Origin of the sequence: Flavobacterium aurantiibacter (assembly GCF_002251775.1) — a bacterium.
Taxonomy (GTDB): domain Bacteria; phylum Bacteroidota; class Bacteroidia; order Flavobacteriales; family Flavobacteriaceae; genus Flavobacterium; species Flavobacterium aurantiibacter.
The window spans coordinates 14,760-40,294 of record NZ_NOXX01000187.1 but is presented as its reverse complement, the minus strand read 5'-3'; the positions used below and the strand labels follow the sequence as shown (position 1 = coordinate 40,294).

At 42.4% G+C, this 25,535-nt stretch carries 21 protein-coding genes; 14 read left to right on the top strand and 7 right to left on the bottom strand.

Features of this window, described 5'->3' with window-relative positions:
- Nucleotides 1-117: 117 nt before the first annotated feature.
- Nucleotides 118-1,026: a gliding motility-associated ABC transporter ATP-binding subunit GldA gene (gldA, locus tag CHX27_RS06970; RefSeq protein ID WP_094486044.1), complete on the bottom strand. Its 909-nt coding sequence runs from the start codon at nt 1,024-1,026 to the stop codon at nt 118-120.
- A gap of 115 nt (nt 1,027-1,141) precedes the next feature.
- Here gldA and CHX27_RS06965 point away from each other — a divergent pair, with 115 nt between their 5' ends.
- The 12 genes from CHX27_RS06965 to CHX27_RS06905 all read left to right on the top strand — a co-directional run bounded on the left by CHX27_RS06965 (nt 1,142) and on the right by CHX27_RS06905 (nt 16,346).
- Complete coding sequence (locus tag CHX27_RS06965; RefSeq protein WP_094486043.1) at nt 1,142-2,215, top strand: chorismate mutase; 1,074 nt, start codon at nt 1,142-1,144, stop codon at nt 2,213-2,215.
- A gap of 81 nt (nt 2,216-2,296) precedes the next feature.
- Nucleotides 2,297-3,265 (top strand): ribosome small subunit-dependent GTPase A, encoded by a 969-nt coding sequence (rsgA, locus tag CHX27_RS06960; protein WP_094486045.1) that lies wholly within the window; start codon nt 2,297-2,299, stop codon nt 3,263-3,265.
- Complete coding sequence (gene dtd / locus CHX27_RS06955; protein ID WP_094486042.1) at nt 3,265-3,717, top strand: D-aminoacyl-tRNA deacylase; 453 nt, start codon at nt 3,265-3,267, stop codon at nt 3,715-3,717. Before rsgA ends, dtd begins: the two co-directional genes overlap by 1 nt.
- Before the next feature lie 73 nt (nt 3,718-3,790).
- A complete protein-coding gene (locus CHX27_RS06950) occupies nt 3,791-5,695 on the top strand; it encodes a DUF3857 domain-containing protein (protein WP_108721078.1) in 1,905 nt (634 codons plus the stop codon).
- Nucleotides 5,696-7,648, top strand: a complete 1,953-nt coding sequence (locus CHX27_RS06945; RefSeq protein WP_094486040.1) for a DUF3857 domain-containing protein — start codon at nt 5,696-5,698, stop codon at nt 7,646-7,648.
- Nucleotides 7,648-7,974, top strand: a complete 327-nt coding sequence (locus CHX27_RS06940; protein WP_094486039.1) for a nucleotide pyrophosphohydrolase — start codon at nt 7,648-7,650, stop codon at nt 7,972-7,974. The genes CHX27_RS06945 and CHX27_RS06940 overlap by 1 nt, the downstream gene beginning before the upstream one ends.
- Nucleotides 7,974-9,197, top strand: coding sequence for a 3-phosphoshikimate 1-carboxyvinyltransferase (locus tag CHX27_RS06935; protein ID WP_094486038.1), 1,224 nt, complete (start codon nt 7,974-7,976; stop codon nt 9,195-9,197). Before CHX27_RS06940 ends, CHX27_RS06935 begins: the two co-directional genes overlap by 1 nt.
- A gap of 717 nt (nt 9,198-9,914) precedes the next feature.
- Complete coding sequence (queA, locus tag CHX27_RS06925) at nt 9,915-10,964, top strand: tRNA preQ1(34) S-adenosylmethionine ribosyltransferase-isomerase QueA (protein WP_094486036.1); 1,050 nt, start codon at nt 9,915-9,917, stop codon at nt 10,962-10,964.
- A 197-nt stretch (nt 10,965-11,161) separates the two neighbouring features.
- A complete protein-coding gene (kynU, locus tag CHX27_RS06920) occupies nt 11,162-12,430 on the top strand; it encodes a kynureninase (RefSeq protein WP_094486035.1) in 1,269 nt (422 codons plus the stop codon).
- Nucleotides 12,431-12,436: 6 nt separating this feature from the next.
- Nucleotides 12,437-13,513: an agmatinase family protein gene (locus tag CHX27_RS06915; protein WP_094486034.1), complete on the top strand. Its 1,077-nt coding sequence runs from the start codon at nt 12,437-12,439 to the stop codon at nt 13,511-13,513.
- Nucleotides 13,514-13,515: 2 nt separating this feature from the next.
- Entirely contained in the window at nt 13,516-15,831 is a 2,316-nt protein-coding gene (locus tag CHX27_RS06910) for a penicillin acylase family protein (RefSeq protein ID WP_094486033.1), read from the top strand.
- A gap of 44 nt (nt 15,832-15,875) precedes the next feature.
- Complete coding sequence (locus CHX27_RS06905; RefSeq protein WP_094486032.1) at nt 15,876-16,346, top strand: hypothetical protein; 471 nt, start codon at nt 15,876-15,878, stop codon at nt 16,344-16,346.
- 681 nt (nt 16,347-17,027) lie between these two features.
- Here the strand turns inward: CHX27_RS06905 and CHX27_RS06895 are convergent.
- The 3 genes from CHX27_RS06895 to CHX27_RS06885 are packed head-to-tail and all read right to left on the bottom strand — an operon-like array spanning nt 17,028 to nt 19,979.
- On the bottom strand, nt 17,028-18,578 hold the full coding sequence (locus CHX27_RS06895; protein ID WP_094486030.1) for a cryptochrome/photolyase family protein: 1,551 nt from the start codon (nt 18,576-18,578) through the stop codon (nt 17,028-17,030).
- Nucleotides 18,566-19,843, bottom strand: coding sequence for a DASH family cryptochrome (locus tag CHX27_RS06890; protein ID WP_094486029.1), 1,278 nt, complete (start codon nt 19,841-19,843; stop codon nt 18,566-18,568). Before CHX27_RS06890 ends, CHX27_RS06895 begins: the two co-directional genes overlap by 13 nt.
- Nucleotides 19,836-19,979 carry a DUF2256 domain-containing protein gene (locus CHX27_RS06885; protein WP_094486028.1) on the bottom strand — a complete coding sequence of 48 codons (144 nt, stop codon included), beginning with the start codon at nt 19,977-19,979 and terminating at the stop codon, nt 19,836-19,838. Before CHX27_RS06885 ends, CHX27_RS06890 begins: the two co-directional genes overlap by 8 nt.
- Before the next feature lie 125 nt (nt 19,980-20,104).
- On the opposite strand from CHX27_RS06885, the gene CHX27_RS06880 reads away from it, so the two are divergent.
- Both CHX27_RS06880 and CHX27_RS06875 read left to right on the top strand, forming a co-directional pair.
- Nucleotides 20,105-21,448 carry an FAD-dependent oxidoreductase gene (locus tag CHX27_RS06880; protein WP_094486027.1) on the top strand — a complete coding sequence of 448 codons (1,344 nt, stop codon included), beginning with the start codon at nt 20,105-20,107 and terminating at the stop codon, nt 21,446-21,448.
- 815 nt (nt 21,449-22,263) lie between these two features.
- A complete protein-coding gene (locus CHX27_RS06875; protein ID WP_133063433.1) occupies nt 22,264-22,914 on the top strand; it encodes a hypothetical protein in 651 nt (216 codons plus the stop codon).
- A 570-nt stretch (nt 22,915-23,484) separates the two neighbouring features.
- On the opposite strand, the gene CHX27_RS06870 is transcribed toward CHX27_RS06875, so the two are convergent.
- Genes CHX27_RS06870 through CHX27_RS06860 form a run of 3 tightly spaced genes read right to left on the bottom strand, consistent with a single transcriptional unit; the run spans nt 23,485 to nt 25,531 of the window.
- Entirely contained in the window at nt 23,485-24,765 is a 1,281-nt protein-coding gene (locus CHX27_RS06870; protein ID WP_094486025.1) for an NAD(P)/FAD-dependent oxidoreductase, read from the bottom strand.
- A gap of 38 nt (nt 24,766-24,803) precedes the next feature.
- On the bottom strand, nt 24,804-25,166 hold the full coding sequence (locus CHX27_RS06865) for a cupin domain-containing protein (protein WP_094486024.1): 363 nt from the start codon (nt 25,164-25,166) through the stop codon (nt 24,804-24,806).
- Nucleotides 25,163-25,531 (bottom strand): DMT family protein, encoded by a 369-nt coding sequence (locus CHX27_RS06860; protein WP_094486023.1) that lies wholly within the window; start codon nt 25,529-25,531, stop codon nt 25,163-25,165. Before CHX27_RS06860 ends, CHX27_RS06865 begins: the two co-directional genes overlap by 4 nt.
- Nucleotides 25,532-25,535: the final 4 nt, after the last annotated feature.

Below are 25,535 nucleotides of genomic sequence, written 5' to 3'. Positions count from 1 at the left end.
CGGGGCGTACAAAAGCAAAAACCGCATAGCGACCAAAGGAAGCTCATGCAGTTTTTAGTTTTTGCCGACCTGAGTAGGCAAGCTTGCAGCGAACAGCCGGAACTGCCGCCCAAAAAATTATGAATTCGGATTCGAAGTTAGTTCGCGGAAAATCTTTTCCAGATTTTTGTTTTGCTGCGCTAATTGCAGCGTTTTCAATCCGTTATCGTGAGCAAAATCGAAGACCGTTGGGCGCATATCTTTTGTAGCTTCGAAAGTAAGCTCCCATTCGAAACCGTTGTAGGTGCGGTACGACTTAAGATGCGGCATTTGCGAAACGGCTTCTTCCTCGATTTTATAATCGAATTCCACAAAAATGATTTGTGTGCCACCGTTTTCAGTTAATTCGCGCAGTTTTTGGTCGGCCACGATACTACCCTTATTGATGATGATAACTCGGTCGCACATCGATTCAACCTCTTGCATGATGTGCGTGCTCAGGAAAACCGTTTTGTTCTTGCCAACTTCCTTAATCAGATTGCGGATTTCGACCAGCTGATTCGGATCCAGACCCGTGGTAGGTTCGTCTAGTATAAGCACTTCAGGGTCGTGCAACAGCGCATTTGCCAAGCCCACGCGTTGGCGGTATCCTTTTGAAAGCTGCGAAATTTTCTTGTGCGATTCATCTTGCAAACCGGTAAGATCGATAACTTCTTGAATGCGATTTTTAGGAACGCGAAAAACATCGGCACTAAATTCAAGGAACTCGCGCACGTATAAATCGGTGTATAGCGGGTTGTGTTCGGGCAAATACCCAACCGATTTACGCACATCTTGAACTTGAGTTTTAATGTCGAAACCGTTTAAAGTGGCCTCGCCGCCATCGGGATGCACATAAGTTGTTAGAATTTTCATCAAAGTTGATTTTCCAGCGCCGTTTGGTCCTAAAAAACCGACAATTTCTCCTTTACGAACTTCAAAACTCACGCCTTTAAGCGCTTGTTCAGTTCCGTACGACTTTGTAATTCCTGTTACTTGTAACGACATGACTCAAAAGATTTGCCTGCAAAAGTAACCACTTTCTAAACGATTCTTTATCTCTTGTTAACATCGAATTAGCGATTTGTGTAATTAGAGTACTTTTGTATCCAATTTATTCGGCATGTCACAATCAGATTGGTTTCAAGCATACAAATCGGCAGCACAATTTTTAATCGCGGGTCCGTGTAGTGCCGAAACTTTTGAACAAGTATTGGAAACCGGCTTGGCATTGCGCCAACAATCGGTTGATTTTTTTAGAGCAGGAGTTTGGAAACCGAGAACGCGCCCCGGAGGTTTTGAGGGTGTGGGCGAAGTAGCCCTGCCTTGGTTGGCTGAGGTTAAGAAGCAAACCGGTTTAAAAATTGCTATTGAAGTAGCTTCGCCGGCACATGTAGAAGCTGCGGAGCAATTCGACATTGATATGTATTGGATTGGTGCACGAACTACTGCAAATCCGTTTGCCGTGCAAGAATTAGCCAATGCTTTACAAGGAAGCAATAAAATTGTTTTGCTGAAAAATCCGGTGAATCCCGATTTGTCGTTATGGATTGGAGGTTACGAGCGTTTGCAGAATGCTGCTATTCAAAGTTTAGGCGTTATTCATCGCGGCTTTTCTACGTATCCGAAATCGAAATATCGCAACAGTCCGGAATGGCAAATTGCAATTGATTTTCGTCGAGAATTGCCGGATGTTCCGATGATTTGCGATCCGTCGCACATGGCTGGGAAACGCGAGTATTTGGCAGAGCTCACCGATATTGCGCTGAATTTGCATTACGATGGTTTTATGATTGAATCGCATCCAAATCCAGATGCTGCTTGGTCGGATGCTGCACAACAACTAACGCCCGCCGCTCTGGAAGCTTTTATGCGAAACCGAAAGAAAGCAGTTGCCGAAACGACAAATACCGAGTATTTAGAGGCGATTCGCTTGTGGCGAAGTCAGATCGACGTTACCGACGCACTCTTACTGGAATTACTCGGTAAGCGTATGGCGATTAGCGAAAAAATTGGCATTCTCAAAAAGAATTACGGTATTTCGGTTTTGCAAAACGATCGTTGGATGAAGGTTTTGGAACACATGCAAAGCCAAGGACAGCAAAACAATTTAAGCGATTCGTTTATTCGTATTTTCTTTAAAGCCATTCACGAAGAGAGTATTCGCAAGCAAGTAAACGCAAAGTCGGAAGGTTAATAGTAAACATTTACATTTTTCCGTCTAAAAACTTAGTTGATTTATATCGACGCATCTTTCATTTCTGTTAATTTTGAGCCGATGATTGGACGCGTATATAAATCGACCGGCAGTTGGTATTCGGTAAAAACCGAGGACGGTACTCTTGTAGAATGCCGAATCAAAGGGAAGTTCCGAATTAAAGGAATAAAAAGCACGAATCCGGTTGCGGTTGGCGACGAAGTGACTTTGGAAATCGATTCCGACGGACTTGGAGTAATCACCGCGATTGCGCCACGGCGTAATTACATTATTCGGAAGTCGGTTAACCTCTCCAAGCAAGTTCACATTATTGCTTCGAACATCGATCAGGTTTTTTTATTGGTCACGATTGGAAATCCGCCGACAACGACAACGTTTATCGACCGTTTTTTGGTGACTGCTGAAGCTTACGACATTCGTGCTGCTTTGCTTTTTAATAAAATAGATGCGCTGTCGGAAGAAGAACTCGACGAGCAGTTGTATTTGCAACATATTTATCAAGAAATTGGTTATCCGTGTTATCGAATTGCGGCTTTGGCAGGAAAAGGAACTGATGTATTGAAGGAGCTTATGATTGGCAAAACAGTAATGATTAGCGGGCATTCGGGTGTTGGGAAGTCGACTTTGGTAAACGCGCTTGAACCGGGTTTGAATTTGCGAACAAAAGAAGTGTCTGAGCAAAGTAAACAAGGACAGCATACCACCACTTTTGCTGAAATGTACGATTTGAGTTTTGGCGCAACCATTATTGATACGCCGGGAATCAAAGGTTTTGGTGTTGTGGAGATTGAACCTAACGAATTGAGCGACTACTTTCCCGAATTTTTCAAGTTGAAAGATCAGTGTAAATTTAATAATTGCTTACATAAAGACGAACCCGGTTGTGCAGTAAAAGCGGCTTTAGATGCCGATGAAATAGCGTGGTCGCGGTACAAGAGTTATTTGCAGATTTTAGAAGGCGACGAAGACGGCTATCGTGCGGATGTGCACCAAGCTGATCGGATAAATAGCGATAAAACCAGACAATAATGCGTGCGGTTCTACAACGGGTTAGCGAAGCATCGGTAACCATAAACGGTAAACTACATTCGGAAATACAAGATGGTTTGTTGGTACTTTTAGGAATTACGCACAACGATACCGATGAAGACATCGAGTATTTGGTCGGTAAGATTACAAACATGCGAATTTTTAGCGACGAAGCCGGATTGATGAATAAATCGGTGGCAGATGTTCAAGGTAGTATTTTAGTTGTGAGTCAGTTTACCCTACACGCGGCCACAAAAAAAGGAAACCGACCGTCGTTTATAGCAGCTGCAAGGCCTGATCAGGCGATTCCGTTATATGAAAAATTTCTTTTTAGGTTGGAAAGCACAGGAACTGTAGCGGTGAAAGCGGGCGTTTTTGGTGCCGATATGAAAGTTCGTTTGTTGAATGATGGTCCGGTAACTATCGTGTTGGATTCAAAAGATAAATTTTAACATTTAGTAAAATAGAATCTTAAAATTTTCTAAAAAAATAAACTATATTAGCCTTTATTTTAAAGGCTTTTTTGTGCGATTAATTTTTCTTTTTCTCTTTTTAAGTTGTTTCGTTTTTGGTCAGAAGTCGCGTCACGACTTGGCTGTTTCCAAGATTGATAGCACTTTGGTTCGAGGTGTTGATGCGGTTATTCGAGATTATAACCTAAGGTACGAAGTTCAATCTTTTGATAAGATTATTTTGAACACCGAGCGAATTACGACAATTTTTAATGAGCAGGGTATTTACGATGCGAGTATCGGAGAGTTTTATAGTCAGAACTCCAAAGTAAAGGACATTGAACTGCAGGTGTTCGATGCTTTGGGAAATTTGATGAAAACTTACAAGAGAAAAGACTTTAAGGATGAGGCAGCTGTGGATGGAGTTACTTTATACAGCGACTCCCGAAAATTAATCCTTGACTTCAAACCCACATCGTATCCGGTAACTTGCAGATACACAAGTGTAATGGAAGAATCGTCTACAGCTTTTATCGCTCCATTTATGCCGCTGGAAGGCTACAAAGTAAGTATTGAAAAAGCATCAATATCTTTTAGAATGGCGGCTGGGCTTAAATTAAATCATACGAGTAATGCTCTAGCGCAGAAGCTACTGAATAAGTCGGAGTCCGACCAAGAATTATCGCTTACGTGTGGAGCCTTAGGAGTAGTTACTTATGAGTATTTGGGCGAGCCGTTTATCGACCGAGTTCCCTTTGTTCGATTTTCGTTAGATAAGTTTTCTTTAGAAGGAGTTTCGGGAGCTGCAACCGATTGGAATAGTTGGGGAAAATGGTATTATCAAACCTTGTTGAAAGGAACCGACGAACTGCCAGAAGCTACAAAAGCTAAAATTCAATCTTTAACACAAAATGCAAAGTCGACTAGAGAGAAAGCTGCGATAGTTTACAATTTTGTTAAAGAAAAAGTGCGTTACATCAGCGTTCAAGTGGGTATTGGAGGTTTTAAACCCATGTTAGCTTCCGATGTCGATAGGCTATCATACGGCGACTGTAAGGCGCTGACAAATTATACGCGTGCTTTACTCAAAGCGGCAGGTGTACCGTCTTACTTTACGGTGATTTATGGAGACTATGATAAACGTAATATTGATAAGAATTTTGTGTCGTTGCAAGGAAATCACGCTATTTTGGCGATTCCAGAAAACAACGATTATATCTGGGTGGAGTGCACTAGTCAAGATTTACCCTTCGGCTTTGCGGGTACTTTTACAGCTGATCGCGACGCACTTGTTATCAAAGATGAACAAGGAGGAGAGATTGTTCATACCAAAATTTTTACCGCGGAGCAGAATGTGCAGGACTTTTCGGCGACTATTCAGATGGCTACTGATGGTGGAATGAAAGCCCAAATAAAGATTGAAAATCAAGGCGTTCATTTTGATAATTCATACTTGAAGGCAAAGTATGATGCAAAGAAGCGTGATGCACACTACAAGGAAATGTTCTCCATGATAAACAATCTTCAACTGCAAAGTGTCAAATTTAAACTGGATACGCTTCAGCCAAAGTTTACAGAAGAAGTTGATTTGTCTGCAGAACAATTTATCGAAACGATGGGAGAGTACAAAACAATTCAACCACTAGCTTTAATGCCGCTGACTTACATTCCAAAACGACTAAGAAATCGTAGTTCTAGACTAGTAGTTGACGAGCCTAAAATTCAAAGAACAGAAGTAAAATTGCTTTTGTCCGATAATCAAAACATAGATGTTGTTCCCGAAAACTATCAAATAGATTCAGATTTTGGAACGTATACACTAAGCTTCGAAAAGAGAGATAATAAGACGTGCGTTGTAACTAGAAAGCTCGCACTTAAAAGTGGAAAGTTTCCCTCTTCTGCTTACGAAAAGTATCGCAAGTTTTTAGAGCAAGTCAGCCGAGCCGATCAAAACAAAATCATTTTAAAAGTCCATTAAATGAAAGCAGCTATTTTTTCTTTATTTACTTTTTTTTCTTTTTTAGGTTACAGTCAAGACTATAAATTAGGGAATGTAACAAAGGCCGAACTACTTGAAAAAGTCTTCCAATCTGATACTTCCGCTGTGGCGGCATATTATTTTAAAAGCTCGTCAAGTTTTTTTCCAATTACACAACAAGGAAACTTTAAAATTGATACCAGAATTAAGGAGAAAATTAAGATATACAAAAAAGAAGGGTATGAATACGGTACAATAAAAATACCATTTTTTACGGGTTCAGGCTCTCAAGAAAGCATTGAGTTAGTTAGTGCTTTTACGTATAATTTGGATAGTGATCAAATTGTCAAAAGTAAAGTTAAAGATGAAGGGATTTTTATTACGAAAATCAACGATTATTGGTCTTTGAAAACCTTCGTTTTCCCAAACGTAAAAGAAGGTTGCATTTTAGAAATTGAACTCATTATCCATTCTCCAAGATTTGCGACACTCCCTGAATTTTTATTTCAAGAAGAAATTCCAGTTCAGGCCGCCAAATTTCACGCAACAATACCAGAGTACTTTCTCTACCGCTTTTCTACAAGAGGCAACTACTCTCCTAAATACTTAAATTCGCTTAAATCGCGAAGCGAAAATCAATCGTCATGGACATTCAAGGAGAATGTATTCTCTTACGAGCTTTTTGATGTTCCTGCTCTACCAGACGAGCCATTTGTCGCAAATCCAAATAATTATCGTTCAGCAATCAATACAGAGCTGGCTTCAATAAAGCAAATAAATGGTCTTGTCACTAATTACGCAACTGATTGGCAGTCGGTAGCTCAAGCAATTTACAGTGCAGATTTTAGCGAACAAATAGCGGCAAGGAATTTTTATGAAACAGATTTAGATGAGGTTTTGAAGAATTATACCTCTGAAAAAGACCGATTACTAGCCACGATTAAATTTCTAAAGTCAAAAGTAGTTTGGAACAACTTCTACGGAATTTACACCAACGACGGCATAAAATCAGCCTACAAAAAAAAGTCTGGAAACTTTGCGGAAGTAAATCTACTTTTAATAAATATGTTGCAACATATTGGTATAAAAGCCGATCCTGTTTTGATTAGCACAAGATCCAATGGAATTCCATTGTTTCCGAGTCGAGATGCATTTAACGGTGTTATCTGTCTCGCGCGTATCGGTAATGAAGAACTTCTTATAGATGCAACCGACGATTTTCCAATTCCAAATCTGTTACCTGCAAGAGATCTTAACTGGGTTGGAAGGTATATCTCTAAAGAGGGTTTTACCGAAGAAGTTAATCTCATGCCAACTAAAACTTCAGTTCAAGCTATTACACTTATGGGCGATCTCAACGCAGATGGAACCTTAAAAGGAAATATGCGTAAACAACGAACAGAACATTTTGCGAAAAATTATTCTGGCGTATCTACTGATACCCCGTCGGATGCCTATCTAGAAAAATTGGAAAGAGAACTTTTTGGAGCTACAATAGATTCATTTAAAAGTATACCGCCTTCAAATGATTCTCAGACATATGTGGAAACATTTTCCTTTGAAACAACCAGTATCTGCGATATCGTTGCTGGAAAGTTACTAATAAAACCGTTGCTTTTCTATACAACATCCGAAAATCCTTTTAAACAAGACATCAGAGAATCGCCAATAGATTTCAATTTTCCAAAACAGTTTAAATACATGTACATCTTAAAAATCCCAGAAGGATATCAAGTAGAGGCGCTTCCAGAACCCGTATCGGTTTCCTTGGAGGATAAATCTCTTGCGTACAAACTAAGTATTACCTTTGACGCCGCAAAGATAACAATCACCTCAGTAACCGATTTTAACCAACCCATCCTTCCCGCCGAAGCATACCCGGCAATAAAAGCTATCTTTGCAAAAATGGTGGAAGCCGAAAAACAACGAATTGTTCTTGCAAAGAAATCATAATGGAAATCACAAACCTGCAAAAAATTGTCGACGATTGGATTCAAAACCACGGCGTTAGATACTTTAACGAACTCACCAACATGGCACAACTTACCGAAGAAGTCGGTGAAGTAGCCCGAATCATCGCACGCCGATATGGTGAACAATCCGAAAAAGAATCCGACAAACAAAAAGATCTCGGCGAAGAACTTGCCGACGTCCTCTTCGTAGTTCTTTGTCTCGCCAATCAAACCAACACCGATTTGCAAGCTGCCTTTTCCAAAAAAATGGAGTTGAAAACAAAACGCGATCACGACCGACACCAGTCTAACGAGAAATTAAAATAATGACGCTACGGTTGCAGGCAAACGATTTGAAGTCGGGCGTTACCCTAAACTTACCCGGCTCCAAATCTATTGCCAATCGATTACTGATACTGCAACAGCATCACCCAGAGCTCGTTCTTGCAGCATTGCCAAAGGCCGACGATGTGCTGGTTTTACAACAAGCTCTCGAAACCAATACGCAACACATCGATGTGGGTCATGCCGGAACCGCCATGCGTTTTCTTACCGCATTCTTAGCAGTTACAACTACCCAAAAACGAATCATTACCGGTTCCGAGCGCATGCAAAATCGACCCATAGGGCCGCTCGTCGATGCCTTGAATAACTTAGGGGCACGAATAAACTACCTCGGAAAACACGGATTTCCACCACTCGAAATTCTGCCGCCAACAGCATTGCACAATTCCGTACAAATCGATGCCAGCGTCTCGTCTCAGTTCATTTCGGCTATTTTGCTCAATGCCGCAGTTGTACCAAAGCCGTTTCAAATTAAATTGGCGAATACAGCAGTTTCTAAAAGTTACCTCGATCTTACGCTCGATTTGCTGCGAAATCTTGGGTATGCCATCGAGCAAACTACGGCCGAAATCAACGTTCTACAAACACCAATGGCAACTAAGCGAACGTATGTCGTGGAAGCCGATTGGTCGGCCGCATCTTACTTTTACAGCATCGTTGCCTTGGCTGAAATCGGATTTGAATTGAATCTCGCACAGTTGCAGCAAAACTCCAAACAAGGCGACGCGCACACGGTACAGTACTACCACCATTTCGGTGTTGAAACAACCCAAACAGCAACGGGCATTTTGATTCGAAAAGTGCGCAAAGCTGATGCTATCATCGATTTCAATCTCGAAAATCAGCCGGATATTGCGCAAACCATTGCTGTTACCGCCGCAGCGCTTGGTTGTTGTTGTAAACTTACTGGCTTAAAAACGCTAGCCATTAAAGAAACAAACCGACTCGCCGCGCTGCAAACCGAGTTACAAAAGTGCGGAGTTGCCGTATCACTAACATCCGACTCGTTAACCTTTCCCGCAAGCCAATTCGTTCGGCCAACTGCGCCCATCGAAACGTATCAAGATCACCGAATGGCCATGGCTTTTGCACCTATCGCAACACGTAGCGAACTGCAAATCAGCAATCCAGAAGTGGTTAGCAAATCGTTCCCAGACTTTTGGGAAGAACTGGAGAAAGTAGGTTTTTCCACCACAATTGTTTGATTTTTTTTGGGGGTGCCGGCGCTGTTTGTGTCGTTTTCAACAAATCGTTCCCACTTTCACAAATCGTTTAAAAACTACTTTTTTGGCGCCGTCGCGTGCTCCATTATATCTTTTTGCCTAAACCATCTTGGAAATTCCGTAGGGCAAAAAGGATGTCATTGCGCCCGCTCACCCGGAAATCGTTTCCAAAAATTTGATACTTTGAAATTTCGAGTACGTAATCTTCGATATTGGCTTTGTGAAAATTCAAACGTAATATTGCAATATTACCCCGTGTATTAAATTGTAAATCAGAATTTTAATTATTAAAAATGTCGTTCAAAATCTTCGATTACAGGCATAAAAACTATAACGCTTTTCGGGAACGATTTTCGTGGTAAGGACAGCAGCGGAAAGCTTGCGAACGGTTTTTGCGCACCGGAACCGAAGTGGCAAAGCGACCGCAGAAGCTGCGGCCACGAGCGTAACGGCCGCAAAAACGAAGCAACTTGCAGCGAATGGCCTGACGGCGGCTAAGTACTTCCTCCGTACGTATGCCGCCGGACCACCCAAAAAACCATAACAATTCGCTTTACTTTGTTTTTGCCCAGCTCGCGAAGTACCACAAATGCTAAGATTTTCAAAATAAGCCGTCTTTTACTTGACAACGCCTATTTCGCGATAGTATATTTGCAGCCGCTTTGAAAACAGCTTTGCAAGAAGCACTAAATCAAATAAATGAAACTATCTCACTTTAATTTTAATCTTCCAAAAGAACTTTTGGCGGAATTTCCTGCTGAAAATCGCGACGAATCGCGCCTTATGGTCGTAAATCGCGCCACAAAAACCATCGAACATAGAATGTTTAAAGACATTATCGAGTATTTCGATGAAGGCGATGTGATGATTATTAATAACACCAAAGTTTTTCCTGCACGTTTATACGGAAACAAGGAAAAAACAGGTGCTCGTATCGAAGTTTTCTTGCTGAGAGAACTTAACTCCGAACAACGTTTATGGGACGTTCTGGTTGATCCGGCGCGTAAAATACGTATCGGTAATAAATTGTACTTCGGCGACGACGATTCGTTAGTAGCTGAGGTTATCGATAACACAACATCGCGCGGCAGAACCTTACGCTTTTTATACGACGGTTCTTACGAAGAGTTCCGTGCGAAACTGAAAGAATTGGGCGAAACACCGATTCCAAAATACATTAACCGCGACGTGCAACCTGAAGACGCCGATTGGTACCAAACCATTTATGCTAAAGAAGAAGGTGCTGTAGCGGCGCCAACTGCTGGCTTACACTTTTCTAAACACTTATTGAAGCGTTTGGAAATTAAAGGAATCGACTTTGCTGAGGTGACTTTACACGTTGGTCTAGGAACATTCAATCCGGTTGAAGTGGAAGACCTTTCGAAACACAAAATGGATTCGGAAGAATTGCGCATCACGCAAGAAGCCTGCGACATAGTAAATCGCGCTAAAGCAAATCGCAAGAAAGTGTGCGCCATCGGAACCACCTCTATGCGTGCCATCGAAAGTTCGGTTTCTTCGGCAAGAACGTTAAATCCGTACGACGGCTGGACAAACAAGTTCATTTTTCCTCCGTACGATTTCTCTATCGCCGATTGTATGGTAACTAATTTCCACACGCCAAAATCGACATTACTGATGATGATTTCGGCCTTTTGTGGTCACGATTTAATGAAAAAAGCATACGAAGAAGCTGTAAAAGAACAATACAAATTCTTCTCGTACGGCGATGCGATGTTGATTCTTTAAGAATTCGGCACAATAATATTTAAAAATCGAGGCAGTTTTGTCTCGATTTTTTTTTGCTTTACCGATTTTGGATTTCACTGAAATTTTGTGCGATTTTCAAAAATCGATTGTAATAAAATAGTTTTTTGAAATTCTTGCGCAGATTTCAGTTCAAAATCGTGCTTATCACTATTTTTACGCCACTTCAATCGAAAATTATGGTATTTGAAAATACGCTCGAATTCGCACAAAAACTCGATGCTCAAGATGCATTAGCACCGTATCGTCAGCAGTTTATCTTTCCGCAGCACAACGGTAAAAATGTCGTTTATTTTACGGGAAATTCGTTGGGATTACAGCCAAAATCGGCACAGAAATTTGTTAACGATGTGATGAACGACTGGGCAAATCTGGCCGTTGAAGGTCATTTTTACGCCGAAAAACCGTGGTGGGATTATCACGAACGTTTTGCCGAGCCACTCTCGAAAATCGTTGGAGCAAAGCCGTCGGAAATAACGGTAATGAATACGCTCACCGTGAATTTACATTTGCTCATGGCGAGTTTTTACCGACCAAATGCAACGCGCTATAAAATTATTTGTGAAGAGAAGGCGTTTCCTTCCGATCAGTACATGATTCAATCGCAAATTCAATTCCACGGATTCACGACCAGCCAAGCACTCGTTGAAGTTAAAAAGCGCGAAAACGAACACCAGCTGCGCATCGAAGATATTTTTGCCACCATCGATGCACATGCCAACGACACCGCCTTACTACTTATGGGCGGCGTAAACTACTACACAGGACAAGTATTTGATATGCAAGCCATAACCAAATACGCGCAAGAACGCGGAATTGTTGTGGGCTGGGATTTGGCGCACGCGGCCGGAAATATCGAAATGCAACTACACGACTGGAATGTTGATTTTGCCGCATGGTGTTCGTATAAATACATGAATTCCGGGCCTGGGAATGCATCGGGCTGCTTTGTTCACGAACGCCATCACAAAAGTAATTTACCGCGCTTAGCCGGTTGGTGGGGACATAACAAAGAACGTCGGTTTAAAATGGAACCCGAGTTCGATCCAGTTCATGGTGCCGACGGTTGGCAGGTAAGTAATTTACCCATCTTATCACTAGCTCCTTATCTCGCGTCGGTAGAGCTTTTCGCAGAAGTAGGAATGCCAGCGCTCGTTGCCAAACGCGATCAGATTACGGCATATCTCGAATTTATCCTAAACGACGTTGCCCAAAAAACAAACGGAAATTTCGAAATCATAACTCCCGCAGCACGCGCCTCGCAACTATCAGTTTTTCTGCACGGGCAAGGTCGAAAATTATTCGATTATTTAATGAAAAACGGAGTTATCACCGACTGGCGTGAGCCGAACGTAATCCGTTTAGCACCCGTTCCGCTGTATTGCAGCTACGAAGATATGTTTCGATTCGGAGAAATTTTAACGGCGGGAATACAAGAAATCAATTAAAAAAGCATGACAAAAGAACAAATTTTAGCCACATTCGATCCATCACAACCCGGAGCCGCACAAGGACAATTATTCGGACTTCCGTTTTCGGCCGATCAGAGCGAAATCGTTGTTGTTCCCGCTCCTTGGGAAGCAACCGTAAGTTACGGGAGTGGTGCATCCGACGGACCTGAAGCCGTTTTGGAAGCCTCCTATCAGGTCGATTTACACCATCAAAAATTTCCAGATTTGTGGAAACTAGGCATACACTACGACAGTGAAAATGCAGCTAAATGGAAGTCGGATTCGGATCAAGCCAAACAATTAGCGCAAAACGTAATCGAGGCTTTGGAATCGGGAAAAAATTTAGCGGATTTCCCCGAATTAGAATCGGATTTAGCCGCCGTGAATCGAGCTTCTGAACAGTTTAATCAAGAAGTTGAAAACCGCTGCGCTCATTGGTTAGGTCAGAATAAATTGGTTGGTTTTTTAGGAGGAGATCACGCCACGCCGTACGGCTATTACAAAGCTTTGGCTGCGAAATTTGGTAGTTTCGGAATTCTGCACCTCGATGCACACATGGATTTGCGCATTGCCTACGAAGGCTTTAGCTACAGTCATGCTTCGATTATGTACAACACCGTACAACTTCCGGAAGTCGAAAAACTCGTGCAAGTCGGAATTCGCGATTTTTGCGAACAAGAAGTTAGCGTAGCTCGCAAGCATCAAGTAGTGGTTTTCACCAATACCGATATGAAAGAAGCCGCTTTCGCGGGATTGACTTGGCGAGAGCAATGCGACCAAATTATTGCAGAACTTCCGCAGCGCGTGGTTATAAGTTTCGATATCGATGGCATGTATCCGTGGTACTGTCCGAATACAGGAACACCAGTTCCAGGCGGATTCTCTTTTGAGCAAGCGGCGTATTTACTGACAGAAGTCGTAAATTCTGGACGCGAACTAATTGGTTTCGATTTGGTTGAAGTAGCGCCAGGCGACGACGATTGGGATGGAAACGTTGGTGCACGCATGTTGTTTAATCTGTGCGGTCTTCTTGCGAAAGCGAACGGAAAAGCCGTTGGCGAACCCATTAAATTCCAGTAAAAATGAAAAAACTGTTGTATTTCCTCGGAGCAATTGTGGTGCTGGTTCTCATGGCCGCACTTGGCATTTACTTACATTTTAAACCCTCGTATTCGGGAACTGCCGAACTGCCCGGTTTAGAAAAGGAAACAACAGTGTATTACGATACGTATGCAGTACCTCATGTGTACGCATCGAGCGAAAAAGATGCCCTGTACGCACTCGGCTTTTTGCATGCCAAGGAGCGCCTGTGGCAAATGGAATTATTACGAAGAATCGGAAAGGGAGAATTAGCAGCCATATTTGGTGCACCAGCTTTGAAAGCCGATCAGTTTTTTCTATCCATCGGATTGAACGCCAACAGCGAAGAAGTCGTGAAATCGCTTGATGTTAACGCAGCCGAATACCAATTAACTCAAGCGTATTTACAAGGCGTAAATCACTATTTGGCCAACGAAACCTTACCGATAGAGTTTTCCATTTTAGGTATCGATCCGCGGCCTTTTGATATGGTTGATGTCTATAACATTTTTGGATACATGTCTTTTAGTTTTGCAATGGCGCAACGCACAGATCCGCTGATGACCAGCATTCGAAAAGATTTGGGTTCTGCCTATCTGAAAGATTTTGGTTTGGATGGGAAGTGGAATCAGCTTTCCAACGAGCGTTTATCAACACTTAAATCGGATTTCTCTGAAATTTCGCAGCAAATTAACGAGGTTTTAGAAGCCATGCCCGTGGGTCCATTTATTGGAAGTAACAGCTTTATTATTGCTCCAGAGAAAACCGTTTCTGGGAAAGTAATTTTTGAAAACGATCCGCATATAAGTTTTTCGCAACCCGGAACGTGGTACGAGACGCATTTGCACACAGCCGAGTACGAAATTTACGGGCATTATTTGCCGGGAATTCCGTTTCCATTATTGGGTTTCAATCGCCAGATGGCCTACGGATTAACGATGTTTGAAAACGATGATATCGACTTCTTTACCGTTAAATCGGCTGATGTGAAGACCGTAAAGTCGTATGAAATAGTTGTGAAGGATTCTACGAAAGTGAAACTCGATTTCAAAGCAACCAAGCTTGGCCCAATTGTGAATGAAACGGTGCAAAATCTGACTAAAGAAACGCCGGTTGCCATGCGTTGGGTATATTTGCAGCGGCCAAATAAGTTGCTGACTGCCTTGTATGATATGTCGCACGCGAAAAGCTATAGGCAGTTCAATTTGGGTAAAGAAAACATTCACGCACCAGGTTTAAACGTGATGTACGGCAGTGCCAGCGATACTATTGCTTGGACAGCCTCGGCAGCTTTGTACAAACTACACGAATCGGTTAATCCGAATTTCATTTTAGACGGAACGAGTCCAACCGATACCTTAACGATTCCGATACCGTTTACAGAAAATCCGAGTGAGGTGAATCCGTCTTCTGGATTTATCGCGTCGGCAAATTACGCGCCTAAACCCGTTGGGAATTATGCCATTCCTGGGTATTATTTGCCACACGACCGTCAATCGCGAATTACCGATCTTTTAAAGTCGAAACAGAAATGGACGGCTGAAGACGTGCGCAAGATGACGTTCGACGATGTTTCGCCAGTGAGTAAATTCTGCGCACAGCAAATGGTTTCGCTGATTGATTACCAGAAATTAAATTCCGCAGAAAAAAGCGCATACGATTCGTTGAAATCTTGGGATGGGGCGTATCGTTCCGATTCAAAAGCTGCTGGAATTTACACCTTGTGGTTGAGTTATGTTTTTGAGTACACGTTTCGAGACGAGTTAGGTAGCGAGCGTTTTGAACAGCTAATACCTACACATGCATTCAAGCAGAGTTTCGCTCCGCTGTTAGCGAATCCGAATTCGGTTTGGTGGGACAACCGCAAGACGCCACGTGTGGAATCGCGTGCATTTATTGTTGCTGCGGCATTTCAAAAAGCAGTCGCGGGCATTCCGGTGGGCACGGCTTGGAACGACGTTCATACGTTGGAAGTAGAACATCCGATCGGAAAAGTTCAAATATTGCGAAAGCTGTTTAACGTGGGTGGAGCGGGAATTTCAGGTGGAAATGAAGTTGTAAACAGTATGTTGTTTGCGTACGGAACCACCTTGCCGTATCAGGTAAAAGCGGGTCCGTCTACGCGTCGGGTGATCGATTTTTCCGAAATTGAAAACGCCATGGGTATTTTACCAACCGGGCAATCGGGTAATCCGTTTAGCAAACATTACGACGATCAATACGATTTGTTCATCCACGGGAAATTCCGACCGATGTTGTTAAACAAAAAACAAATCGTTGATCACAGCACGCGTTTGGTTTTGAAACCAAACCGGTAGATGCGCAAGTCATCGCGCATCATAATTTTATAATAATAGGCGCGATGAATCGCGCATCAACGGGCGTAATTAAAATCCAATATGCCTTTATGGATTCGAAAATAATTTTTAAAGAAACGCAGTATTTCTTGTTGTCTATTATTCCGTCAGTTTTGATTGGAGTGCTATTGCTAGTGACCGAAATTTTTAATCTTGGTTCTAAACCCGCACCTTTATTTGTAACGCTATTGGCATTTTTGTCTCTTTTAATTTTGGTTATCCTGACATATAAAATGTCGATTACCATTACAGAAAAATCGGTGATTGTTAAATTCGGTGTCGGTTTAATTAGAAAGGAAATTACTCTGTCAAGTATTCAAGCTGATACAATCAAAGAAACCTATATAACATGGCATTACGGTGTTGGTATTCGATTTTTTGCTGAAGGAATAATATATAATACCAAGAGTGGTAAAGGTATAGAGTTTGAAACATCAGAAAAAAAAATACCGAATAGGTACAAAAAATGCATTTGAAATAGCTCAAATCTTAAGCAATACTAAGAATTAAATCTCCTTTTGTAAAATATCAATTTTGTTTTTAGTTATTGCAACACTTGAATTGGAAAGTCTAAACAGCAGATTATTATTGATTTGTTCTCCCATGCATCCTTTTTTTGAGTTTTCATCAACGATTGTTTTTAGCGCAACTTGTATTGAAAATGATTAAATATTTCGTTAATACTTTCGGGTGAGCGATAGCAGCGATATCCTTTTTGGCGTTACAGAATTTCCACAAAACGACCGCCAAAAAGATAAAGCGGATAGCGCGACGGCGCTTCGATAAGCTCAGCGACCGTTTGGCGAAGCCGTGCACGATCGGAGAAGCGCCGGCACCCCCAAAAAATCGTTACTCTGAAACTAATTCCGAGAGCTATCGAGATCACGGCGTTCACTTAATGTATCATTTTCCCTCCCGAACCCACTATCGTCGGTGCCTGAGCCTGTCGAAGGCCGAAGATTTTTTTTGAGAAGCTAGTCCCGATAGTTATCGGGATAGAAGCTAGTTCCGATAGCTATCGGAATCGATGAATTCACTACTAAACGTTTCATTTTACCTCCCTAACCCACAATTCGTCGGAGCCTGAGCTTGTTGAAGGCCAATCTTTGAATCTCGAAATCTTGAAATCTTTGAATCTTGAAATCTTTGAATCTCCTCTAAAATCTGTCCGGATTTGCTATTACAGCTGCAGCACGCAATTTTATCTCGGCTAGTTCTGCCGCGGGAATTTTCTTTAACAAAGCCAACATCATGCTCATGCGTTGATTGTCTTTGAAAAATGCTTGTTTTTCATCGAGGAAATTCCAATACAAGGCGTTAAACGGACACGCATTTTCGCCCACGCGTTCTTTTACATTGTACGCGCACTTGCCGCAATAATCCGACATTTTATTGATGTAACTGCCCGAAGAAACGTAAGGTTTGGTGGCGATTATTCCGCCGTCGGCCCATTGCGACATGCCGCGGGTGTTTGGTAATTCTACCCATTCGATGGCGTCGATGTAAATGCCCAAATACCAGGCGTCGACCGCGTCGGGATGCAACTGTGTTAGCAACGAAAAATTTCCAATAACCATTAATCGCTGGATGTGGTGGGCGTATGCAAGCGACAAGCTTTGGGAAATCGATTTTCGAAGGCAATTCATTTTCGTGTTGCCCGTCCAGTAAAATTCCGGCAGCGGATTTTGATTTTCAAGATGGTTGAGCTGCGCGTAATTCGGCATTTCTTTCCAGTACAAGCCGCGTACATATTCGCGCCAGCCCGCAATTTGTCTGACAAAGCCTTCTATTTGGGCAATGCTTATTTTGTCATTCGAACGATAGGCGCTAATCGATGCCTCGATAACTTCTGTCGGACTCAACAATTTGGCATTCATCGCAAAGGAGAGTCGCGAGTGAAACAAAAACGGATCATCGCCGTGCATCGCATCTTCATAAGTACCAAAATAGGGGAGTAGTGCTTCGCAAAAGTGCTTTAGAACACCCAGAGCTTGGCTTCGCGTAATCGGCCAAATCAGTTTTGAAGCATCGATTGTTCCAAAGTGCGGCAATTGCGCTTGCTGAATTTCTTCGTAAATAGCCGTCACATCGTTTGCGAAATTCTGCGGTTTCGGAATCGGAACTTCATTTTTGTACTTTTTCCGATTGTCGTGATCGAAATTCCATTTTCCGCCTTCTGGCGCGCTTCCGTCCATTAAAAATCGATGCTTTTCGCGCATGTTCCTATAAAAACGTTCCATTAAAAACTGCTTCTTGCCCGCGAAAAAGTTTTTAAAATCGGTTCTACTAGTAAGAAAGTGCTCGGTATCGTCGGCGATAATTTTGAATGACGACTGTTGATGTAATTCTGCAAGTTCAGCATCCAAACGGTATTCGTCGGGAAGTTGGTACCGAATTATTTCTGCCGATTTTTCCCGAGCAAGCTCTACCAACAAGTTAGCAAACGAGTTCTCGGAACGCAGATCGTTTATTTTCACATACAAAACGTGTTGTCCTTGCGCTTCCAACTGTGCAGCAAATGCGCGCATTCCCGCAAAAAAGGCGCATATTTTTTGAATGTGATGTTTCACGTAAGTACTCTCCTGCTTAAGCTCGGCCAGTACGTACAAGACGTCTGTAGAAACTTCTTTAAACCAACTGTGATTGCTGTTGAGTTGATCCCCGAGAATGAGTCGGATTTCGCGATAATGTGATTTTATCTCCGCCATAAATTTCTGAATTCGTATTGCGCGTCGTACATATCGGCTTGTCGCTGCGTATTAAATTTTCGATCACGCGGATCGTTTCCAACGCCGCTCGTGTACATCCAATTGCCGTAGTTGGAGTGTACATCGTAATCAACCAGCTGCATTTCAAAATATTTGGCACCCAACAACCAATTGAATTCGATGTTTTTAGCCAGAAAACTCGCTACGTTTTGTCGACCGCGATTACTCATCCAACCGGTTGCTGCGAGTTCGCGCATGTTTGCGTCCACAAAATCGTCGTTTGTTTTGCTGGAAATCCACCGATTGAAGGTTTTTTCATCGTCTTTCCAGCTGTAATTCCTATTTGTGATGCCGCCAATGTGGAAAATATTCGAACCGTGTTTTAAGCTGATGTACTTGAAATAGTCGCGCCAAATGAGTTCGAAAATCAGCCAGTACGTGTCTTCGTTGGCGCCGAATTTTTGCTCGTATTTCTTGATTTCCCAATAAATATACCGCGCAGACAAAGAGCCATTTGCCAACCACGCCGAAAATTTGCTGCTGTAATCTAAACCTACCAAGCCGTTGCGAGTTTGCTTGTAGCTGGAAAGCGCTTGCGTGCCTTCGAAATAATGCTGTAATCGTGCGATACCGCAGCTGCTTCCGCCGGAGAACGGAAATGCCGAACGCGGGTCGGTTTCAAATGTATCGAATCCTAAATCGGTCACACTCGGAATTGAGGTAGCGAAATTCGAAATTCGAGCCCCTTTTTTAGGAGCAGCAACCGTCTTGCGAACGCTCGAACACACTTCAACTACTTTTCGGAAAGCGGTAAAAACCTCGGGAATTTCGCGATACGATTTAAACGGAATGTCTTTGGGATGAAACAAAAACTGATCGTAAAACGTGTGATGTTGAACTTTCGGCTGATTTTTGGCAATTTGCGTTGATACAAGTCGTTCGTCTCGCGTCCATTCTTCCTGATAAAACAGTTGTGAAATGCTGTTTGCTTCGATAAATTCGTCTAAAACGGCAACGCTCGAACCGCGAAAAACCTCTAAAGCAATTCCAAAATCCGCTAACTGATTTCGTAAATCAGCCAGTGTTTCAAGCAGGAATTTAGCTCGATATTTACCCAAAGATTGCAAACCATACGCGTCTTTTTCAAGCCAAGCATCGTCGATGATGTACAGGGCAAATGTGGGTTTGCCGTTTGCCAAAGCTGCTGTTAAACCGCTGTGATCGAAGGTCCGTAAATCGTTTCTAAACCAAAGTAAATTAGCCATTTTTTGTCTTATTTCTGCTGCAGCGCTCACTGCAATATTTTACATTTTCCCAGTTTTTTTCCCACTTCTTGCGCCAACTGAAAGGCTTCTGACAGGTAACGCAGATTTTCTCCGGTAGAAAAGGCTTCTTATGCATGTTGTTATTTTGTTTAACGAAAATATAAAAACATTAAACAAAAGTAGCTTTTTTCACGATATTTGTACGCAGAAAATTATCGGGAAAGATTCTATATAGTTACCTTTGAATTTCATTTCATTTTAATGCAAAAGCCTTTAGATATTGCAGTAGTTGGCAGCGGATTGGTTGGCTCTTTACTGTCGTTATACTTGCAGCGAGCCGGACATCGCGTTACGGTTTACGATCGCAGTCAGGATATTCGCAACGTAAATTTTTCGGGTCGGTCGATAAACTTGGTCATGTCCGACCGCGGTTGGCGAGCTGTTGCTGGCGCTGGAATCACCGAAGAAATCAAGAAAATAGGAATTCCTGTCGACAAACGTGCCATTCACAAGCTCGACTCGTCGGTTGTTTTTCAGCCCTATGGCAAAGAAGGGCAAACGATATATTCGTTGTCGCGCGGTATTTTGAATCGGAAGATGATCGATTTGGCCGAAGCTGCAGGCGTAAATTTTAAGTTCGAGCAAAAAGTTTGGGACATCGATTTGGCTCAAGCAAGTATTCAGACTGGTGAATCGGAGCGCGGCGAATGGACGTCGCACCAGCACGATTTGGTTTTTGGTTCCGACGGTGCTTTTTCGCGCGTGCGCCACAAAATGCAGCGGCAAAGTATGTTTAACTACTCGCAGGAGTTTCTAAATATTGGTTATAAGGAGTTGCATATTCCGGCAAATCCAGACGGTTCGCATCAACTCGATCCGCATTCGTTGCACATTTGGCCGCGCGGCAATTTCATGCTTATGGCTCTGGCCAATCTCGACGGCAGCTTCACTTGTACCTTGTTTATGCCGCACGAAGGCGATTTCTCCTTTGCCTCGCTCACCGATAAAGCCTTGTTGGAGGCTTTCTTTGCAAAGCATTTTCCCGATACCGAGCAGGTAATTCCCGACTTGGTGGAAGATTTCTTTAAAAATCCGACCAGCTATTTGGTAACCATGAAGTGTTTTCCGTGGACGTACCAAAACAAAGTTGCGCTTATTGGCGACGCCTGCCACGCTATTGTGCCCTTTTACGGACACGGTATGAATGCCGGTTTCGAAGACATCTCTGTTTTGTTCGAGCTCATGGACGCGCACGGCGATGATTGGAACGCGATTTTCCGTGCCTACGAAAACAGTCGTAAACCCAATGCCGATGCAATTGCCGAGTTATCGTATCGCAATTTTATGGAAATGAGTTCTAAAACTGCCGACGAGAATTTCTTGTTGCAAAAAGAGATCGAGCGTTGGTTTTCCGATTTGCATCCCGATTTGTGGGTGCCGCTGTATTCGCGCGTTACGTTTAGCACCGAGCCGTATAAGCAAGCACTCGAAATGGGCGATTTTCAAAACGCCATTATGGAAAAAGTCTTGGCATTACCGGGCATCAAAACAAACTGGAAAACGGCTGAGGTCGAGCGTTTTATACTCAGCGAATTATCCAAGTAAAAGTTTTATTTTTTTAGTAGCTCATCCCGCTATACGCTCTAGTCCTCAAAAAATGCGCTGTTTTCACGCGCACTGCGGCGGGCTTCTATGGGCGCCACCACAGTTGCGGTTCAAACAAGCGTATTTTTCTTCGGGCTGCCGCTGCTATCGGGGCTACGAAATACGTTACTAACGTTTAGTGGAAAAAAATACCTATATGTAGGTAGTTTTAGGAGGATCGAATCCCGTAAATTAGTCAGATACAAATTTAATAAGTAGTACACAAGGCGGAAGAAGTACCTGAGTTTACTTTACAAAAACGCAAATGAATTTTTTGACGCAAGGTGTTGTTATTGAATAGTTTAGTGGTGTTTTTGGATGGGGAGAAAGGGGAGGTCTGGTTGCGAAGCGGAATAATATTAAAAATTTGATAAAATAGGAATTAGTCGAAAAACTCATCTTAGAAATGCTTTTTGGCTAATATGGGTATCCGAGAAGCCATGTTAGAAAAGATATGGAGAAACAAGGATTACCAATAAAGACAAAATGAAAACAATAAATGCGCATAACAGGAGTTTTGCTAAAAGCGGGCATTGTAGCGTATTTGAATCATCGTTCAAAATTGGTATATCTGTTTTATCTAAAGCGATGTAGTCCCCAATCCCGCGCATAGTAAATTAGCAAAAACGCTATGCGGCATTTTAACGAACAATCGAATATGTAGATATTCCAATATGAAAAAGATAATTCCAGTAATAATCCTAGTACTAACAACAGTTGACGGATTTTCAAAATGTGCCTCAAGCAGACTTTATTTTTGGCCGAGCAAACAAACAGTGAGTTCAAATTCTATATTCGTAATTGACGGCTATGCTACAAGTCAAAAAATCATTATCGGACTTGGAACAACTTACAAAGTGTATTTGAAATCGGCTGATGAGAAAATAAAACTAAATGTTCAAGAGTTATTGGTTGGCCAATACAATTTGACACAGGCAGTTTTAAAACCCGAGAAAATTCTTGCCGTTGGGAAAGAATATGAATTGGTAATTGAGAATTTAGGTGACTTAGAAAGTCAAGTTACTAGATATAACGACTCAACGAAACAGAAGGAAAAAATCAAATGGACAGCTTCAAACTTCATTGACACAGTATCGCCAAACTGGACAAGTAAACCCGAATTTACATCCAGTAGTTATGATATGTATGGTTGTGGGCCAGCAACTTTTGCCAATTTTACTTTTGCAGCTACAGACAACTCAGAGTTTTTAATTAAAACAACGGTTAAAAATAAATCGACCGGAAAGGAAACAACTTTCTATTTACAAGCGGTTGACCAACTAATTTCAGTCGGACACGGAATGTGTGCTGGTGCTTTTGATTTTCAAGATGGAGACAAATTTGAAGTTGCATTTAGTTTATTCGATGCTTCGGGAAACATAACACACTGGACGGGCGATAAACTTGAGTTTAAACGCCCAACGTAAATGAAAAACTACCGCTGATATAAGTAGCTGCGGCACGCCCTCCCCAAAAATAATTATCAAGACAATTCCAACAATCTGCCTCGTTTAAGATGATTTAGGCGAGGTTATTTTTTGGGTAGTTATTCCAAATTGCAAAATTTAAATAGTCGGAAAGCCGCGCTCCTCAAAGTTGGGAGACTTTGAGGGGGCGGAGGTCTATTGTTGTGAATTTTCTAAAACTTGTAAAAATCAGCAAATTGTAGAAAATTATAAAGGAAGGCGCTATATTTTCTAAAACTTGTAAAAACGCACAAGTTTTAGAAAATTAAAGATTAGGATACAACGAACGCAGTATCCTGAAACCAGCTTTTTTATGTACTGATGTGACTTTTAAATTGATCGCACGTTCAACATATTTTGCATTTTATATAATTTATCACCGCACTCATTTTCTGTGCACTTCCCCCGCGCGACTGATTGCAGCGGCAGCCCGCAGTGAGGAGGAACGACGAACGAGGACTACAGCGGAAAGCAGGACGGCAAAAGCACACGGTATTTCTACTACATACTTTTGCCGGCGCGCCCAAAAAATTAAATAACTTTCCCTTCTAAATGAGCGGGTTTTACCTTGCTTGCGGGTCGTAATAAAACCCGGAGTGTACTGTCGTTGCTGAAATAGCTGAACGCCCAGTTTACAAAAATGGAGAGTTTGTTTTTGACCGAAAGGATGAGCATGAGGTGAATAAACATCCACGCTAACCAAGCGATGCGCCCTTGAAAACTGAAGTTGGGTAAATCGACCACCGCCTTGCGTTTTCCAATTGTAGCCATCGAACCTTTGTCGAAATACTCAAACTCAACTTTTTGCTTGCCTTGCAATTGGTTTTTAAGATTTTCGGCTAAAGTCTTGGCTTGCTGAATGGCTACACTCGCCACTTGCGGATGCGTGTTCGGATACTTGGGCGTAGTCATTGCCGCAATATCGCCCAAGGCGTAAATATTGTCGTAGTTCGGCAGTGCGTTGTAGCGGTTTACAACAAATCGGTTGCCGCGTGTACGCTCGGCGTTTTCCAATCCGCTAATCTGATTTGCGGTAATTCCGGCGGCCCAAATCACGTTTTTAGCAGCAATCGTTTCCCCCGATTTTAAGGTCACCAATTCGCCGTCGTAGTTCGTCACAAAACTCGACGTTTTTACGATAACACCTAAGTCTTCGAGATATTTCCGCGAAACCCGCTGACTGTCGGCACTCATCACATCCAATACATTGGCGGAACTTTCTACCAGATAAACGGCCAATTTCGAAAAATCTTTATCCGGATAATCTTTCGGAAGTACGTTTTGCTTCATTTCTGCCAAAGCACCAGCCAGCTCAACGCCGGTGGGTCCGCCGCCCACAATCACAAAGTTTAGCAAAGCTTGTAATTCCTCGGGTTTGGCAACGAGTGCATCTTCAAACGTTTGCAAAATGCGGTTGCGCAATTGTATGGCCTCAGGAACCGATTTCATGGGAAATGCATGCGATTCTAATTCTTTATTTCCGAAATAGTTGGTGGTGCAACCCAAAGCCACAACGAGAATGTCGTACGGGAAGTCGGAAATAGACGTTTTTACCGTTTTGTTTTCGGTATCGATATGTCGGATTTCCGCAATGCGAATGCGCACGTTTTTTGAATGTTGGAAAACTTTGCGAAGAGGAAAAGAAATGGACGCCGGTTCCAGTCGCGCCGATGCCACTTGATACATCAACGGTTGAAACTGGTGGTAGTTATTTTTGTCGATTAAAAGAACATCGTAATCAGTGTTTTCGAGCTTTTGTGCTAGTTCTAATCCTGCGAAACCTGCTCCGAGGATAACGACTCTTTGTTTCATGTCGAATAGTTTTCACAAAGATAAAACAGCCTGAAAAACTAATCTTCTCTGTTAACGTTTTGTATGGAAAAAGGCGGTGTACATACCGAGACGTATTCGCAAGGCACGTCGAACGGATTGGAATAACGAATGCGGTTGCCTTTTGGAATGAAAACCGATTCGTTAGCTGCAAGGACGATTACGCCGTTCTCGGTTTCGATTTGTTTACGGCCGGAAATAACCAAAGTGTATTCGTCGAATTCGGGTGTTTGGTGTGGTTCCGACCAGCCCGGTGGAGCCACCATGCGCGCCAGAGATAAATTTCCGACGGCAAGCGTAGCTAAACCAAAATGCTCGTCGATGATCTTTCCGTCGGTCATCGGAACACGGAAAGGTTGTTTTTGAATGGCAATTTCACTCATTTTTTAAAGATAAAATATACGGCTAAGATAATGCAAGCAAAGGCCGCAAGATGATTCCATTTTAAAGTTTCGTTTTTGAAAAAAACCGTAGAAAACACCACAAATACAACCAGCGTGATCACTTCTTGTATCACTTTTAACTGCATTAAATTAAACGGACCGCCGTTTTCTTGGTATCCGATTCGGTTTGCCGGAACTTGAAAAAAGTACTCGAATAAGGCAAATCCCCATGAAATGAGTACGATGCTAATTAATCCGGGCGACTCCAGCCATTTCCATTCCTTGAATTTTAGATGCCCGTACCAAGCAAACGTCATGAATACGTTCGCTACGAGTAGAAGTAAAACGGTATAAACTGCTTTCATAAGA